Raw genomic sequence first — 15,931 nt, 5'->3', positions numbered from 1 at the left:
TGCGGACTAAGCTTGTGGTGTACGCTCCCCCTCGCCGAAACGAGAGGGCCGCACTCAAGCCCCGCGTGGGCGAGCGTCGATAGTCAGTCGGGGAGTTTGATCCCTAAACAGAACACACCCCCGCCAGCGGCCCAGGCCGCGGTGGGAACGAGATCAAACTTTCCGGTCGCCATTCCGTCGGGAGGACCTAAAAAATCGATTGGCCCGGTCCGGCCAAGGCGGTGCGCAGCACCGTTCGGACCGCGTCTTTCTTCGAGTGACTCCACTCCGTCGCAAGCGACCGGTTAGTTTGTTACAGCGAGAGCCGCGGGCGTTCAAAAGACGTCCGCGGCTCTTTTTTTGCGCCGGCTGCTAACGGCATCAAGAAGCGAACCACGGATTACACGGATGGGCGCAAGAAAGGCTAGCCACGAAAGGGCACGAGCGGCCCTTCCGGGTCTCACTCAACACGCAACTTCTCGGCGTCTTCGGCGCTGAGCTTGGTGGTCGATTCGCCCAGGCGGATCGTGACCTCGCCCTCCGCGTCGCTCGAGACGACCGCCGCATAGCGGCCCAGTTCGATGCCAGCCTCGCTCAGGCGGCGGAGGAAATCGGGCGTCTCGTCCGTCACGCGACGGAAGCAGAACGCGTCGCCCGCCGCGAGCGAGGCGAGCGGTCGGTCGGCCACTTCGGCCATTGCGCCGGCAGCCGTCGGGATCGGCTCGCCGTGCGGGTCGGACTCGGGGAAGTCGAGGTACTGGTCGATGCGGTCGACCAGCAGGTCGCTCACGGCGTGCTCCATGTGCTCCGCCTCCTCGTGGACCTCGTCCCAGGTCAGGTCGAGCGTGCGCGACAGGAACAGCTCGATCAGCCTGTGCCGCCGCAAGATCCTGAGGGCCAGCTTCTCGCCGGCGTCGGTGAGCCGCACGCCCTCGTAAGGCGTGTAGGTCGCCAAGCCCCCCTCGGCGAGCGTTTTGAGCATGCTGGTGACCGTGCCGGGAGAAACGCCCATCGCCGTGGCCAGCACGCCGGTCGCCACGGGCGCGTCTTCGCGACTCGCCGAGGCCTCGCGCGCCAGGCGGAAGATCTGCTTCAGGTAGTTCTCGACGGTGTGGCTCGCCATGACGGGTCGTCGCGTGGGGGGCGGAGGTTCGTGCCGCGGGGGCCCCGCCATTCTAGCCGAAGGGGGGATGCGTCGGGGGAACGCGATTAGCCAAGCCCTCCGCGCCCGCACGCTCTCAGGCTAGGCTGACACGCTTCCCAAGTCCCCAGCGAAGCCGCGCATGCCGCCTGCCCCTTCCCATCCCGAGCCGACCGGTCCCGAAGCGTGGCGCGGGCTCTACCCATTCGCGCCGAACCGCTTTCGGCTCGCCGCGGGCGAGATGCACTATGTCGACGAAGGCCCCGGCCGTGAGGGTTCTGCCGCCTCCGACGCAAGCGACGCCGACGAAACGCTGTTGTTCGTCCACGGCAATCCGACCTGGTCGTTCCATTGGCGCAACCTGATCTTGGGCCTCCGTGGCCGCGCGCGTTGCGTCGCCCCCGATCATCTAGGGTGCGGGCTGAGCGATAAACCGGACGTCCGGTTTCGGCTCGCTGACCGCATCGACGACCTGGTCGCCTTGGTCCGCGACCTCGACCTGCGGGGCGTCACGCTCGTGGCCCAAGATTGGGGCGGCGCGATCGGCCTCGGCGCCGCGCTCCGCGAGCCGGAGCGTTTCCGGCGGATCATGCTGTTCAACACCGGGGCGTTTCCTCCTTGGTTCGTGCCGAAGCGGATCGCCGTCTGCCGCACGCCGGTCGTCGGCGAGTGGGGACTGCGGGGGCTCAATCTGTTCTCCCGGGCGGCGCTGCGGATGACGCTCCACAGCCGGCGGCTGTCGCCGAGCGTGGAGGCGGGTTACTTGGCGCCGTACGACTCGTGGGCCCACCGCTTGGCGGTCGATCAGTTTGTACGAGACATCCCCACCTCGCCGCGCCACCCGACGTGGGGCGTGCTCGAAGAGATCGAGCGCGGATTGCCCTCACTCGCCGGTTTGCCGATCCGCTTGGTGTGGGGCATGCGCGACTGGTGTTTCACGCCGGCGTGCCTCGATCGGTTCCTCGAGCACTGGCCGCAGGCGGACGCCCACCGCTTCGCCGACGCCGGCCATTGGGTGGTCGAAGACGCGCCGGAAGAGTGCGAGCGGTTGCTCGAAGAGTTTGTTCTTTCCCCCGCCTAGCCCCACCACGGCGAGGAGATCCCGCAATGGGCAAGCACTACCGCGTCCGCGTCGAGAAAGACTCGTTTGTCTTCTCCGCCGCGCACTTCATCACCTACAACGGCGGCGTGTGCGAGCCGCTGCACGGGCACAATTACGGCGTGGCGGTCGAGGCGACCGGGCCGCTCGACGAGAACCACTACGTGGTCGACTTCATCGCGCTGCGCGACGCGACGCTCGAGGTCACCCGGCGGCTCGACCACCGGGCGCTGCTGCCGACCGAGCACCCGGCGATCCGTGTGACCGAGTCGCCGCACGAGGTCGAGGCCCGCTTCGAGGAACGCCGCTGGGTCTTCCCAGCCGAAGATTGTGTGCTGCTGCCGGTGGCCAACACCACGGCCGAGCTGCTGGCCCGCTGGATCGGCGAGCGGCTGCTCGAGCGGCTCGCCGAAGGGGGCGTCGCGGCGCCGGCCGAGTTGACGGTGACGGTCGACGAGTGCGCGGGCCAAGCGGCCGAATGCCGGCTGACCCCCAACGAGTGAGCAGCCCCGATGGCGCGGCGTGCGGCATCGCTCATCCCGTTCGACCGCCCATCCCGCACGACCGTTGCAAGAGGGGCGCCGGCAAACCGCGCCGCCGCAGCCGGCGCGCGGTTTCTCGCGTCCGTGGTGGCGGGCGAACTAGGATTTCTCTGGAGCGACATCTCGCTCTGATCGGGTCGCACTCCTGCCGCGACGCCCCGCCGCTAGCCCCGCTAGCGGCGGCAAACTTTGCGCAGTCCGCGTGTTCGGTAAAGCCGTCGGCGCCTTGGTGACGATGAAAAAGCCGTGGCGCGCCTGGGACCAGCACAACTCGTGCATGGGGCTGCGTCGAACGCGAACCGCCGCTCAAACGACGCATGGCCACCAAGCCCGCCGACATGTCCGACTTGCACAAGGCGGCCGTGCTGCTGATGTGCCTGCCCGAGGAAGACGCGGGCACGCTGCTGTCGCAACTCGACCCGAAGCAGGTCGAGCTGGTGTCGCTCGAGATCGCGCGGCTCAAGCGGGTGCCCGCCGAAGAGCAAGAATCGGTCATCCGCGAGTTCTCCGAGACCAACCCCGCTTCGGGCGCCAGCGGCGGCGGCCTGGAGCTGGCCAAGAACCTCGTGCGCAAGGCCCTCGGGTCGAACGCCGGCGAGGCGCTCGACAACATCCGCCAGACGATCGAGGCGTTGCCCTTCGGCTTCCTCCGCCACGTCGACAGCCAGAGCGTGCTCACCTACGTCGTCGACGAGCACCCGCAGACCATCGCGCTGATCATGTCGCACCTGCCGCCGCCGTTCGGAGCCGAGATCCTCGCCGGGCTGCCGCAGAACCGCCAGCAGGCGGTCGTCAAACGCATGGCCACCATGGGCCAGACCAACCCGGAGATCATCCGCGAGGTGGAGCGGGGGCTGGAGCGTCGGATGTCGAGCGTCATGAGCCAGAGCTTCGAGATGGCGGGCGGGGTCGACTCGGTCGCCGCCATGCTCAACGTGACCGACCGCTCGACCGAGCGGACCTTGCTCGACGGCTTGGCGGTCGAAGACCCGCAGCTGGCCGAAGAGATCCGCCGCCTGATGTTCGTGTTCGACGACGTCGCCAAGTTCAGCGGCAAGGACATCCAAACCGTCCTGAAGACGGTCGAGTCTTCGCAGTGGGCGCTCGCCCTGAAGGGCGCAAGCCCCGAGCTCAAGGAGAAGGTGCTCAGCAACATGTCGCAACGGGCGGCCGACATGCTCCGCGAAGAGATGGATTACCTCGGCGCCGTCAAGCTGTCGACCGTCGAGGCGAAGCAGCAGGAGATCGTCGACGCGATCCGCGCGCTCGAAGACGCTGGCGAGATCGAACTCAACGCGGGCGACGAGGAAGAAACGCTCGTGGCCTGACGGCCACAGAGCAGGAGAGTGGGAGAAAGAGAGAGCAGGAGAACTCTGCTGCTGGAACTCCTCTCGACTGCTCGACCGTCTTCTTTCCGCAGCCCCGCCTTCTACTTTCTGGAGGTCGTCGCCCAATCCGGCACTTGAGCGGCGCATTGGCGGTCGGCTAGCATTCCTGGTTTCACCCCCAGGAAGTCGCGGTCGCCATGTCTCTGAGCCCCATGATGCAGCAGTACCACCAGGCCAAAGAGGCCGCCGGTGACGCTTTGCTGCTCTTCCGCATGGGAGACTTCTACGAGCTGTTCTACGACGACGCCAAGGCGGCCGGCGAGCTGCTGGGCATCACGGTCACCAGCCGCGACAAGGGCGACAACCCGGTCGCGATGGCCGGCTTCCCCCACCATCAGCTCGAGGCTTACCTCGCCAAGATCATCCGCGCCGGCCGCCGCGCGGCGGTCTGCGATCAGGTCGAGGAGGCGAGCCAGGCCAAGGGCCTCGTGCGGCGTGAGGTCACGCGCATCGTCACGCCCGGCACCGTGACCGACGACGCCCTGCTCGACCCCGTGGCGAGCAACTTCTTGGCGGCCGTCGCCTTCGACGCGAAGGGGACCGACCGCGTGGGGATCGCCTGGGTCGACGCCTCGACGGGCCGGTTCTGGGCCGCCGCGATCGACGAACGCCGGCTGGGCGACGAGCTGACGCGCGTCGAGGCCTCCGAGTGCCTCGTTGCGCAAGGCTCGCAGGGACGCCTGCCGCGCGAGCTGGGCGACTCCTTCGCCCTCACGCAGCGTCCGGCGTGGGCGTTCGGCGCCGACGCCGCGGTGAAATCCCTGTGCGACCACTTCGGCGCTAAAACGCTCGAGGGCTTCGGGTTCGACACCGAGTCGCCCGAAGACCGCGCCGCCTTGTCGGCCGCCGGAGCCGTGCTCGACTACCTGGTCGAGACGCAGCGGGCCTCGCTCGCGCACGTCGAGCGGCTGCAGCCGTACCGGCTCGGCTCGTCGCTCGCCATCGACGCCGCCACGTGGCGCAGCCTCGAGGTGACCCAGACGATGCGTGACGGCGGCCGCCGCGGCTCGCTGCTGGGCGTGATCGACCGCACCGTGACGAGCATGGGCGCGCGCCAGTTGGCCGAGTGGCTGCGCCGACCGCTCACCGCGGTCGACGCGATCCGCAGCCGGCACGAGGCCGTGGCCGAGTTGGTCGGCGACGCTCCGCTCGCCACGGCGGTGCGCGAGGCGCTCGGCGGCGTGTACGACGTGGAGCGACTCGTCGCCCGCATCACGACCGGCCGCGCAAGCCCACGCGATCTGAGCCAGGTCGCCCGCACGCTCGGCGCGCTGCCGAAGCTCAAGGCCAAGCTCGCCGGACGCGTGAGCGAGCGTCTCGGGCGGATCGAGGGACGGCTCGACCTGTGCGCCGAGGTGCGCGAGAGGCTCGAGGCGGCCCTCGAAGACGACTGCCCGCTCAGCAGCCGCGAGGGCGGATTCATCCGCACCGGCTACTCGCCCGAACTCGACGAATGCCGCACTTTGATGGCGGGCGGCAAGCAGTGGATGGCGCAGTACCAAGCGGACGAGGTCGAGCGGAGCGGCATCCCCTCGATGAAGATCGGCTTCAACAAGGTGTTCGGCTACTACCTGGAGATCACCCACGCCCACCGCGACAAGGTCCCCCAGCACTACATCCGCAAGCAGACGCTCAAGAACGCCGAACGCTACATCACGCCGGAACTCAAAGAGCACGAGGAGAAGGTCCTCTCGGCCGAAGACCGGGTGCGTGACCTGGAGATCGGTCACTTCATCGAGCTGCGTGAGCTCGCCGCCTCGGTGAGCCGTCGGTTGCTCGCCACGGCCGACGCCCTGGCCGAACTCGACGTGCTGGCGGGCCTCGCCGAGCTGGCGCGGGCGCGCAACTACTGCCGGCCCGAGGTGGTCGACGACCCGGTGCTCGACATCGTCGAGGGACGCCACCCGGTCTTGGACCTCACGGAGCCGGACGGCACGTTCGTGCCGAACAGCACGAGCTGCGCGGCGACCGCCGGCTCCGAGCCGGCTGGCGATCAGGCGAAGAGCGACGAGCACTTCGGCCCGGCGATCCTCTTGATCACCGGTCCCAACATGGCTGGTAAGAGCACCTACATCCGCCAGACAGCGCTGCTCACGCTGATGGCGCAGGTCGGCTCGTTTGTTCCCGCCAAACGCGCGGTGATCGGCGTGGCCGACCGGGTTTTTGCCCGAGTCGGCGCCAGCGACGAGCTGTCGCGCGGGCAGAGCACGTTCATGGTCGAGATGACCGAAACGGCCCGCATCCTCAACACCGCCACGCGGCGCAGCCTCGTGATCCTCGACGAGATCGGCCGCGGCACGAGCACTTACGACGGGCTGTCGCTCGCCTGGGCGATCGTCGAGCACCTGCACAATTCGATCGGCTGCCGCACGCTGTTCGCCACGCATTACCACGAGCTCACCGAGCTGGCCGACCGGCTGGGGGGCGTCGCCAATCGCAACGTCGCGGTGCGTGAGCACGACGGCCGGGTGGTGTTCTTGCACCAGATCGTCGACGGCTCGGCCGACAAGAGCTACGGCATCCACGTGGCCGAGCTGGCCGGCGTGCCGCGCAGCGTGAACCGCCGGGCGACGGAGATCCTCGCCACGCTCGAGACGAGCGACTCGGGCCGGGCGGCCCCCGTGGCCAAGCCGTCGAAGAAGCCCAGCGGGCTTCAGATGACGCTGTTCGAGCCGGTCGAGCACCCGATGCTCGACGAGATCCGCCGCGCCGACCTGGAGAACCTCACGCCGATGGAGGCGCTGCGGCTCGTGGCTGAATGGCGCGAGCGGCTGCGCGACGAGTGACCATAGCGAGCCGGCGGCGTCAGCCGCCGGTGTGGCTCGCGACCCCCTCGGCTACCTGCTCACTGCCTACCGGCGCGTTGACAACACCGGTGGCTGACGCCACCGGCTCGCCTACGGCTTCGCCAGCTCGACGCCCGGCAGACCGTCGAGGCTCTCTGCGTTGTGGTCGAGCTGGTACTGCCTGAGCCCCTCCGGCCCCTTCTTCTCGGCGTAGGCGGTCAGTTGGCTGCGGTCGCCGATGAACTCGTAGAGCGGCACGCCGAAGCCGCACGAGTCGCTGATCCGATCGCACTCCACCCGGATGATCGAACGCAGCCCCGGCAAGTCGGGCATCTCGCGTCGCAGCGGCTCGAAGTCGGCGTGCCCCGGCTCGACCGACTCGCCCCGGCCGTGCAGCCGTACGATCTTTGGCGCGCCGTCGAACGCGCAGAACATCAGCACGATGCGGCCGTTCTCCTTGAGGTGGGCGATCGTCTCGACGCCGCTGCCGACCAGGTCGGCGTACGCCACGGTGCGCGGCCCGAGCACGCGTAGCGAGTCGAGTCCCTTGGGCGAGAGGTTCACCCGCCCCTCGGCCGCCAGCGGGGCGGTCGCCACGAAGAACATCTTCTGACGGAGGATAAACTCCTTGATGGCGCTATCGATCGTGTCGTGCAAGCGTTCACCTTTGCGTGCGTTCCGAGGGCTTGCGTGAGACGCCGCACCCGTCGCGGGCTCAGCCGGCGTCGGCGGTCAGTGTCTCGAGGGTCTGACGCAACTCGCGGCGTGTGGCGGGGGAGTACTCGATGTCGAACCAGACGATCTTCCCGGTGCGGTCGAGCACGTACACACGCGGCCCGCGGCCTTCGCCCAGCTTATCGCCCGTCACGCCCTGGCTGTCGACGAGGGTGGTGAACCCCTTCGTCGGGCGGGCGGCGACGCCCCGCGCCACCGCCGCCACGTTGACCCCCCGCTGGCCGAAAGGTTCGGCCACGTCGCCCGGCAGGTCGGCGAGCAGCGTGTCGCTCATCCACCAGTCGTCGGAGTAGACCGCCACGACGGTCGCCTTCTCGCCGTAAAGGTCCGCCAGGGCCATCTGGCCCGACGCGCCGGGCGTGGCTAGTGAGAGGGGCGGCATCGCGTCTCCCACGCCCACCTTGGCCATCGCCGCGTGCTCCTCGGAGAGCACGACCGCGGGGGTCTCCGCGGCCGCGGAGTTGGGGGCAACGCCAGGAAGAGCAATGGCCATCAGCCCGGCGGCTAGGAGCAGGCGCGTCATCGGTTCGGATCCGTCGCTTGGTGGGAGTGTGGCGGCTATCGCAGTCCTAACGATTGTCGAGCGACTCCCGCCGGGCGTCAACGCCGTCTGGCGGCCAAGTCTCTAGCCAAGGCAAGAAACCGGGCCTTGGGCGCTCGGCAAAGCGCTCGCACGGTCGCCTCAATCCAGGAGCAGAGCGAGCAGCTCGGCGCGGCTCGACACTTTGTACCGGCGGTAGATCGACCTCAAGTGGCTGTGCACCGTGTGGTGGCTGCGGTGCAATCGAACAGCGATTTGTTTCTCGGTCATGCCCTTGAGCGCCAGGTCCAGCACGGCGCGTTGCGCTTTGCTGAGGTCACGCGACGGCTCGGCTAGCATCGCGTTGTTCGATGCGAGCGCGACGATCGGCGCGAGGATCCTCGCGAGCAGGGCCATCAGCCACTGGGTCGATTCGCCCTCGTCGGCAGCGCCCTGCCTGATCGGGCAGACGATCGAGACGATCCGCGAGTCCGGCGCGGCATGGGTGTGCAGGCGGAAGTCTCGGATTCCGAGCGGACCGTAGTGGCGGTCGAACCAGCCGTCCGAGTCGAGCCGATTCTCGCGCGCCACACTGCGCACCGTGCCCGCGCAAGCCTTCTGGCCGTGGCGAGAGAAGGCCAATAAGAGGCGGCTCAGCGATCGTTCGACCGCATCGTGGCAGGCGGGATTGAGTATCGAGTGATGGTGCTGCGAGCCCCCGCCGCTGCGGGTCGCAGTCGTCAGGTGCTGCGTCTCGAGCCGGCCTTGGTTGTGTCGCCACAGGCTGCAGAAGACCATCAGGGCCTCGGTGTCCGGTGCGTGCCGGGCGAGCGCGTTGTCGAGAATGCCTTGCAGCCGCTGGGCGGTCCCGCCCTCGGCCTTCAGGCCTTGCGCTAGGAGGTCGATCGCCACAGGGTCGTTGATCAGCCTGGGTCGCACTTCATAACCTCGCGACTGTTGCCAGTGGGTCTGCCGCCCGATGGATTGGTTTGCTCTCGGTGTGCTGCTGCGTGGCTCTACGCCATTTGTGCTCGCCGAATACAGGGCCGGGGGCGGGGGCTGTTAACCGTCCGCCTCGTCGCCGTCGAGCCGCAAGGCGAGCAATTCGGAGCGGCTCGATATATCAAATTTCCGATAAAGGTCTCGCAAGTGGTTGTGGATCGTGTGCGGACTGCGGTTGGTCATGGCTGCAATCATTTTCTCAGGGAGACCCGTGAGCGCGTGTCGCAGCACCTGGGTTTGGATCTCGGTGAGCCCGTGGATCGCTTTCAACAGATTCGCGGTGATCAAAGGCCGCTTCGCCACTTCAAGCCAGATCGGCCCGCCGAGGCTCGAGAGCGTGGCGATGATCTCTTTCTGGCTATCGCTGAGCTGCGGTGCGCCGATGTCGCGCGGCGCCACCAGGGTGATGACGTAGTTCTCCTCGATCACACGTGAGCAAACCCACGCGTCCTCAAAACCCGAGGGAATCATGTACTTGCGGTACACCTCGGAGTCCAGGTAGCCCTCCTCGGCCATCAGCCGGCTGAGGTGATACTGGATCCAAGCCTCGGGCTCGGCTCTTAATCTGCGATTGAGTTCCGCCGAGACCGGCTCGATGGCGAAGACCATCTCAGGGCTGAAGAACGGCAGGGCAGGGTCCTTCGGTTCGTCAGGAGCGTGGATGTCGCGACGCAGCAGCGGCCTAAACTCAACTCCGCTGCGGCCCAGCTCGCTGCAAACATGGCGCAGCAGCCTCGTGCCTGGCAGGAATCGCTTGAGCGTCTGCTGGGTAAGATGCGCCAATCGAGCGGCGGGCGGCGCCTCCTCAGCAAACGATTCGCTAACGAGGTCGATGAAAGCAAGTTGATCGTCGATCACAGTGCAAGAAGCAAAACACACCCCCCTATTAGTGGCAAGGCCCGCGGCGTCACGCCGCGCGATTTTCACCTGTTCAGGCCCTCGCTTGGGTGGCGAATATCACACCGCGTATTAAGGGTTGTTGTGTATGGACAGCGTGGAATCACAATTGACGGAATCAGCCATTCATCGGGCGAGGCGCTCGACCTGTTCGGCGCCCCTTTCACTTGCCTAAGTTCGAGTCGAGATGCAAGGCGAGCAGTTCGGCGCGGCTGTTCACTTTGAAGTTGCGGTAAATGGATCGCAGGTGGCTGTGAATCGTGTGAGGGCTGCGGTGGAGCCGCAACGCGATCTGCTTCTCGGTGAGGCCCTCGATCGCCAGGTTAAATACGGGTTGCTGCGCCTTGCTCAGGCCAAACCGACGGTTCGACTTCAGCTCGGCCAGTCCTTCTCCCCCAACCGTTGCATCGATCAGCTTCGCAACCATACGGAGCAGCAGTTGGGATGATTCGTTCAGATCGGGCGCCCCAGTCAACAACGGCGCCGAGAGCGATACCATCCGGTTGTCCGAGTTGATTCGCGAGAAGACACGAACTTCGCCCACCCCCATCGGATCGAAGAACCTTCGGCGCCATTCCTCGGGGTCGTGCCCACAGTCTTCGACAAAGTCGCAAGCGAGCGAGCTGAAAGGACGATCGGCGTGGGCGTGGATTGCGTCGTCGAGCCGATCGTTGAAGGTGTTCAGCGCCGAGCGTAGTTCGGGGGCGTGGAGGGGCTCGTATCGTTCGGCTTCTGACGACGAACGCGGCGCCACCTTGTGATACACCAGGGAGAGCTTTCTCTCCCTGGTATCCCATTGGTTGCATGAGATAGCCAGGGCCTCGGCGTCGGGCACTCGCAGCAAGGTCTCGACGAGTAACTTCTTAAGGCGCGTTTCGCGGCTGCCCTCGGTGCTCAGGCACACAGCGAGCAAGTCCATCGCCGCCCCGTTATCGAGAAGGTTGGCCGGGGGGGTCTCACACACTGCTGCGGCGGGTGGCGGTGGTGAGTCGGCCATTTGTTAATCAAGTCTGTTTAGGGTTCACACTCGGCGTTTTGAAACGCCCGAGCGACAGGGCGATCAACTCGGCGCGACTCGAAACGTTGAATCGCCGGTAGAGTTCTCGCAAGTGGTTGTGGACCGTGTGGGGGCTCCGGTCGATTCGCCTTGCGATCCACTTCTCGCTCAATCCAGTTAAAGCGAATTTCAAGACTTTAACTTGTGTTTCGGGAAGGCCGTGCGCTTCAAGCAGGTGGTCTGCGGTCTTGACCGGACGTTGGGCGACATCCATCCAGAGGGCGCCGGTGATTCGGCCCAGAGTCGACAAGGTATTTATCTCGGAATTCGACAGGCGGGCCGCACCGGTGCGCTGGGGGGCGATCAGGCCGAAGGAATAGTCCGCGTCGATCACCCGAACTGACATCCACGCGTCTTGAAAACCGGAGGGTTGGAAGCAATCGCGGTACAGGCTTGAGGCCAACAAGGCCTCTTCGCCCAACAGGTCACCGGCGTAAGACTCCACGGCTTGGCCGGGCTGGGCTCGCAGCCTTTGATTGATGGGCATTGCCAGCACGTCGTGCGCCTGGAGCATGCCGTGGCTGTAGAACGGCGTCGCCGTGTCCGCGGAGGCTTGGTTGGCATGGAAATCGCGGCGGAGGATCGGCTTGAATTCAGACTCGTCGCCGTGCATTTCGTTGCACACAACACGCAGCATCGAGGCGCCCTGAGCGTGTCGAGACAGCGTCTCGTTCACAAAGTATTCAAGACGGTCGGCGGTCGGGCTATCGAGCGCGAACGCTTCGCTAGCGAGATCCAAGATCGACGCTGATGCTTCCATGGTGGCGCCCACAGAAAAAAAGTTTCGAAGCAGCTTGTAACTAACCGACGCGTTTTCACCTGTTCGGGTCGACTGAAGGTTCCTGCGGGACGCCGAAGCTACGAACAGGCAAGCGATGACGTAGATGCCTAGGTAGGGCTGCAGGGTCTTGCGGACCCAAGCACCTATTTATTCCTCGGAATGCGGGAGAGTGGCTGTCGTCGGCTGTTGTATCAAAACAGCAGTCGTCCTTGGGGCAGGTAGCCACTCTCCTGCATGCGGGGGGGAGAGAAGTGGCGCCTGGGCTGGCAGCCAAGCAAACGCCGCAAGCCATCGTTTGATGTTTAAACAGCATACAGATTTATGATTTCGGCATTCCGCAGTCGTGGAATGCATTAATCATTATATTGCAAGCTGTTTATACGCCAACACTTCTGCGCGGCAAGTGGTGTTCACCACAATTCCCAACTGCCCGTGGTGACGACATAAATGCCGAGCAAGAAATTGGTCACCGCGTGCGCCGCGACGCAGTCCCAGAAGTTGCGTGTTCGGACCATCAGCCAAGTGATCAAAGCAAACCACACCAAGGCGGCTAGCTTTTCGGGGTGGTAAAGCGTGGGGAATAAAATGCCCCAAGCGACCGCGGCGGCCGTGACCCGTCCGAACGCCACGCGCCAGAACTCGGGGCTCACGACATTGCGCATGAGCCAGCCGCGGATTAGGGCTTCTTCGAAGACCGGCACCACGAGCGACAGCCCAAAGAATCGCACGACCAGAAACGCCCAGGCTAGCATCGGGGCGTGGCCGAGCTGTTCGAACGGGTTGTAGGAGGGTCGTGCTCCCAGGCCCAGCAAGACGACCAGGGGGTTCTCTTCTCCCAGCCAGCTGACGAGCTGATCTTCAACGCCCAATCGGCAAATGCCGATCCACAGCACCACGCCCACGACCCCCACACCGATGGCCAAGGGCGAAACCCGCAGCGGCCAGTGCCGGTAAGCCGGCCAACACCACGCTAGAACTCCCACGGTGATCGCAATCTTTACCGTGTAGGCGAGCGGGTAGTCCTCATACGTGAGGCCCAGCGAGTTGGGCGTTTGTTCGATGCCCGGCTCGGGCTGCCCCGGCTCGAAGCTGCTGAGCACCATGTAGACCGCCATCGGCAGCACGAACGGCAGCCAGGGATAAGCGGCGAACCGCCGCGGCAGCGGCGTGTCATCGTAGAGGCCTTGATCGCCGAGAGCGTCGGCCGGCCGGTTGGGCTGGTTGTCGTGCGTCATGTGGGGGAGCGGACTAGAGGGACAAGAAGCGGCGGAAACCCAAGAGAACAAAAGGTTTACGCGATCCGAAGCACAAACGCCACCCAAACCGCCGCCTCGGCCCAGGAGGGCAGAGCCATTTCGCCAGACAAGCCGTCGGCGCCATCGTTTGCCGCCTGGGGCGACCGATTCCGGCCTAGCGAGCACAAAAAGGCGAGCCGCGGGGCGTAAGCCCCCGGGGTGGGCCGGGTACTAGGCTCCCCCAGGCTCCCCCTCCGGGGGCTTACGCCCTCCGGCTCGCCTGTTGCTCGACGCGGGAAATCGATACATTGACCGGCCGCTTTGGCTGCCAAACCCCTATCCCCCGTAGGGGGAACCCAGTAAAGTGCAGGCTTCGCGCGACCACGCCAGCGTGGGCTGGGCGAAGTGGCTTCGGCCACACAGCCCCGCAGCGCCCCCACCCTTTCCCCAGCCACGGTTCGGCAACCCCCGATCCCAGGCCCACCCACGAAACCCTTCATCATTGCGGCCGCCGCAGGCTCTCGAAGCGTGCTGGCGGTCCCAGGGCAACGACCATGAACCTTAAGAACGTCCGCAACATCGGCATCTCGGCTCACATCGACTCGGGCAAGACCACGCTGAGCGAGCGGATCCTGTTCTACGCCGGCCGCATCCACAAGATCGAAGACGTCCGCGGCGGCGGCGACGGCGCCGTCATGGACAACATGGAGCTGGAGAAGGAGCGCGGCATCACGATCGCCTCGGCCGCCACGTACCTGAAGTGGAACGAGTTCGACATCAACCTGATCGATACGCCCGGCCACGTCGACTTCACTGTCGAAGTAGAGCGTAGCCTCCGCGTGCTCGACGGCGCCATCTTGGTGCTCTGCTCCGTGGGCGGCGTGCAGTCGCAGTCGATGACCGTTGACCGTCAGATGAAGCGTTACAACGTTCCCCGCTTGGCGTTCATCAACAAGATGGACCGCACCGGCGCCGACCCCTTCAGCGTGGTCAAGCAGGTCCGCGAGAAGCTCGGCGCCGACGCCGTGCTGTTCCAACTGCCGATCGGCAAGGAAGACACCTTCAACGGGGTGGTCGATCTGGTCGAGATGAAGGCCTACTACAACGACGGCGAGAATGGCGAGAAGGTCCGGGTCGAGGAGATTCCCGCCGACTTGCAAGCTCAGGCCGAGGAGTACCGCCACGACATGCTCGAGGCGATCTCGATGTACAACGACGCGCTGATGGAGAAGATGCTCGGCGAGGAAGAGATCTCCGCCGAAGAGATCCACAAGATCGTTCGCGACGCGGTGATCAACCAGTCGTTCACGCCCGTCTTCATGGGGTCGGCCTACAAGAACAAGTCGGTCCAGCCGCTGCTGGACGCCGTGGCCCGCTACCTGCCGGCGCCGACCGAGGTTGAGAACAAAGGGGCCAATGTCGAGACGGGCGAGCCGATCATTCTCTCGTCGGACGTCAAGGACCCGCTCGTCGCGATGGGCTTCAAGATCACCGACGACGAGTACGGCCAGCTCACTTACACCCGCATCTACCAGGGCAAGATCGAGAAGGGCGGCACCTACTTCAACCAGCGGAGCGGCCGCAAGGAACGCTTCAGCCGCATCGTCAAGATGCACTCGGACAAGCGCGAAGAGGTCAGCGTTGGCGAGGCTGGCGACATCGTCGCCGTGATGGGCATCGACTGCGCCTCCGGCGACACCTACTGCGACGAGCCCAACTTCTGCACGCTGGAGAACATCTTCGTCGCCGACCCGGTGATCAAGATGTCGATCGAGCCGCAAAGTCGGGACAACGCCGACAAGCTCAGCAAGGCGCTGCAGCGGTTCCGCAAGGAAGACCCGACGTTCCACGTCTCCACCGACGAAGAGACCAACGAGACGATCATCGCCGGCATGGGCGAGCTGCACCTGGAAGTCTACGTCGAGCGAATCCGCCGCGAGTACGGCGTCGATGTGCAGGTCGGCGCCCCGAAGGTCAGCTACCGCGAGAGCGGCCAGCAGGCGTTCGAGTTCGATCACAAACGCAAGAAGCAGTCGGGCGGCTCGGGCCAGTACGGCCACATCGTCGGCGTCATGCGTCCGATGACCGACGAGGACCGCGAAGAGGCCGAGGACGCCGAGTTCTTCTTCATCGACAAGGTGACCGGCGGCCGCATCCCGAAGGAATTCATCCCGGCCGTCCGCAAGGGCTTCGAGGAGATGATGAGCAAGGGCCCGGTGGCCGGTTACCCGGTCGTCGGCCTCACGGTCGAGTTGCACGACGGCTCGTACCACGACGTCGACTCGAGTGACATGGCCTTCAAGCTCACGGCCCGCGAGTGCTTCCGCGAGCATTTCAATCGCATGAAGCCGGTGCTTCTCGAACCGATCATGAAGATGGAAGTCGAGTGCCCCGAGGACTTCCAGGGCTCGGTTGTCGGCCAGGTCAGCTCGAAGCGCGGCATGATCGTCGAGACCGAGACCAACAGCGGCGTGACGGTCATCATCGCCGAGGTGCCGCTCGCCGAGACGTTCGGTTACTCGAACGACCTCCGCAGCCAGACGCAGGGGCAGGGCACCTTCTCGATGGAGTTCGCCAAGTACTCGCCCGTGCCGTCGAACATCCAGTCCGAGATTGTCGAGGAGCGTAAGAAGGAATTGCAGCCCGCCTGATCGGAACCTCTTCGGCAGCCGGCAACGTGGATTAGATCGCACAAGTCGGCCCCAACCTGTGGTTGGGGCCGACTTTTTGTATGCGCATTCTGGTTGAGCGCGTACAATTCGGCAGTTA

General features: G+C 65.5%; 13 protein-coding genes. 5 read left to right on the top strand and 8 right to left on the bottom strand.

Features of this window, described 5'->3' with window-relative positions; genetic code table 11:
- Positions 1 to 439 precede the first annotated feature (439 nt).
- The gene (locus tag Mal64_RS08670; RefSeq protein ID WP_146399188.1) at positions 440 to 1,102 is read right to left on the bottom strand and encodes a metal-dependent transcriptional regulator; all 663 of its coding nucleotides are present in this window, start codon (positions 1,100 to 1,102) and stop codon (positions 440 to 442) included.
- 160 nt (positions 1,103 to 1,262) lie between these two features.
- On the opposite strand from Mal64_RS08670, the gene Mal64_RS08665 reads away from it, so the two are divergent.
- From Mal64_RS08665 to mutS, 4 genes are all read left to right on the top strand, one after another.
- Positions 1,263 to 2,201 carry an alpha/beta fold hydrolase gene (locus Mal64_RS08665; RefSeq protein WP_146399186.1) on the top strand — a complete coding sequence of 313 codons (939 nt, stop codon included), beginning with the start codon at positions 1,263 to 1,265 and terminating at the stop codon, positions 2,199 to 2,201.
- A gap of 26 nt (positions 2,202 to 2,227) precedes the next feature.
- Entirely contained in the window at positions 2,228 to 2,722 is a 495-nt protein-coding gene (locus tag Mal64_RS08660) for a 6-pyruvoyl trahydropterin synthase family protein (RefSeq protein ID WP_146399184.1), read from the top strand.
- A 356-nt stretch (positions 2,723 to 3,078) separates the two neighbouring features.
- Positions 3,079 to 4,089, top strand: a complete 1,011-nt coding sequence (gene fliG / locus Mal64_RS08655) for a flagellar motor switch protein FliG (protein WP_197525587.1) — start codon at positions 3,079 to 3,081, stop codon at positions 4,087 to 4,089.
- Positions 4,090 to 4,292: 203 nt separating this feature from the next.
- Positions 4,293 to 6,935, top strand: a complete 2,643-nt coding sequence (gene mutS / locus Mal64_RS08650; RefSeq protein ID WP_197525721.1) for a DNA mismatch repair protein MutS — start codon at positions 4,293 to 4,295, stop codon at positions 6,933 to 6,935.
- 111 nt (positions 6,936 to 7,046) lie between these two features.
- Here the strand turns inward: mutS and Mal64_RS08645 are convergent, their stop codons facing one another.
- The 7 genes from Mal64_RS08645 to Mal64_RS08615 form a co-directional block, all read right to left on the bottom strand.
- The gene (locus Mal64_RS08645; RefSeq protein WP_231993635.1) at positions 7,047 to 7,592 is read right to left on the bottom strand and encodes a pyridoxamine 5'-phosphate oxidase family protein; all 546 of its coding nucleotides are present in this window, start codon (positions 7,590 to 7,592) and stop codon (positions 7,047 to 7,049) included.
- Between the two features lie 58 nt (positions 7,593 to 7,650).
- Entirely contained in the window at positions 7,651 to 8,193 is a 543-nt protein-coding gene (locus Mal64_RS08640; protein WP_146399180.1) for a hypothetical protein, read from the bottom strand.
- A gap of 159 nt (positions 8,194 to 8,352) precedes the next feature.
- Positions 8,353 to 9,129 (bottom strand): helix-turn-helix transcriptional regulator, encoded by a 777-nt coding sequence (locus tag Mal64_RS08635; protein ID WP_146399178.1) that lies wholly within the window; start codon positions 9,127 to 9,129, stop codon positions 8,353 to 8,355.
- 123 nt (positions 9,130 to 9,252) lie between these two features.
- On the bottom strand, positions 9,253 to 10,050 hold the full coding sequence (locus Mal64_RS08630) for a helix-turn-helix transcriptional regulator (protein ID WP_146399176.1): 798 nt from the start codon (positions 10,048 to 10,050) through the stop codon (positions 9,253 to 9,255).
- 202 nt (positions 10,051 to 10,252) lie between these two features.
- Positions 10,253 to 11,008, bottom strand: coding sequence for a helix-turn-helix transcriptional regulator (locus Mal64_RS08625; protein ID WP_197525586.1), 756 nt, complete (start codon positions 11,006 to 11,008; stop codon positions 10,253 to 10,255).
- A gap of 85 nt (positions 11,009 to 11,093) precedes the next feature.
- On the bottom strand, positions 11,094 to 11,906 hold the full coding sequence (locus Mal64_RS08620) for a helix-turn-helix transcriptional regulator (protein ID WP_146399172.1): 813 nt from the start codon (positions 11,904 to 11,906) through the stop codon (positions 11,094 to 11,096).
- A 431-nt stretch (positions 11,907 to 12,337) separates the two neighbouring features.
- Positions 12,338 to 13,162, bottom strand: a complete 825-nt coding sequence (locus tag Mal64_RS08615; RefSeq protein ID WP_146399170.1) for a CAAX prenyl protease-related protein — start codon at positions 13,160 to 13,162, stop codon at positions 12,338 to 12,340.
- A 554-nt stretch (positions 13,163 to 13,716) separates the two neighbouring features.
- Between Mal64_RS08615 and fusA the strand changes: the two genes are divergently transcribed.
- The gene (gene fusA / locus Mal64_RS08610) at positions 13,717 to 15,813 is read left to right on the top strand and encodes an elongation factor G (RefSeq protein ID WP_146399168.1); all 2,097 of its coding nucleotides are present in this window, start codon (positions 13,717 to 13,719) and stop codon (positions 15,811 to 15,813) included.
- Positions 15,814 to 15,931: the final 118 nt, after the last annotated feature.

Origin of the sequence: Pseudobythopirellula maris, from assembly GCF_007859945.1 — a bacterium.
In the GTDB taxonomy this organism is placed as follows: Bacteria; Planctomycetota; Planctomycetia; order Pirellulales; family Lacipirellulaceae; genus Pseudobythopirellula; species Pseudobythopirellula maris.
The sequence above is the reverse complement of the archived record's forward strand: the minus strand, read 5'-3'. Positions and strand labels throughout refer to the sequence as shown.

Bases quoted from the DNA above. Each gene is read 5' to 3' on its own strand.
- Mal64_RS08670 (WP_146399188.1), bottom strand. From the start codon at position 1,102: ATGGCGAGCCACACCGTCGAGAACTACCTGAAGCAGATCTTCCGCCTG.
- Mal64_RS08665 (WP_146399186.1), top strand. From the start codon at position 1,263: ATGCCGCCTGCCCCTTCCCATCCCGAGCCGACCGGTCCCGAAGCGTGG.
- Mal64_RS08660 (WP_146399184.1), top strand. From the start codon at position 2,228: ATGGGCAAGCACTACCGCGTCCGCGTCGAGAAAGACTCGTTTGTCTTC.
- fliG (WP_197525587.1), top strand. From the start codon at position 3,079: ATGGCCACCAAGCCCGCCGACATGTCCGACTTGCACAAGGCGGCCGTG.
- Mal64_RS08640 (WP_146399180.1), bottom strand. From the start codon at position 8,193: ATGACGCGCCTGCTCCTAGCCGCCGGGCTGATGGCCATTGCTCTTCCT.
- Mal64_RS08625 (WP_197525586.1), bottom strand. From the start codon at position 11,008: ATGGACTTGCTCGCTGTGTGCCTGAGCACCGAGGGCAGCCGCGAAACG.
- Mal64_RS08620 (WP_146399172.1), bottom strand. From the start codon at position 11,906: ATGGAAGCATCAGCGTCGATCTTGGATCTCGCTAGCGAAGCGTTCGCG.
- Mal64_RS08615 (WP_146399170.1), bottom strand. From the start codon at position 13,162: ATGACGCACGACAACCAGCCCAACCGGCCGGCCGACGCTCTCGGCGAT.
- fusA (WP_146399168.1), top strand. From the start codon at position 13,717: ATGAACCTTAAGAACGTCCGCAACATCGGCATCTCGGCTCACATCGAC.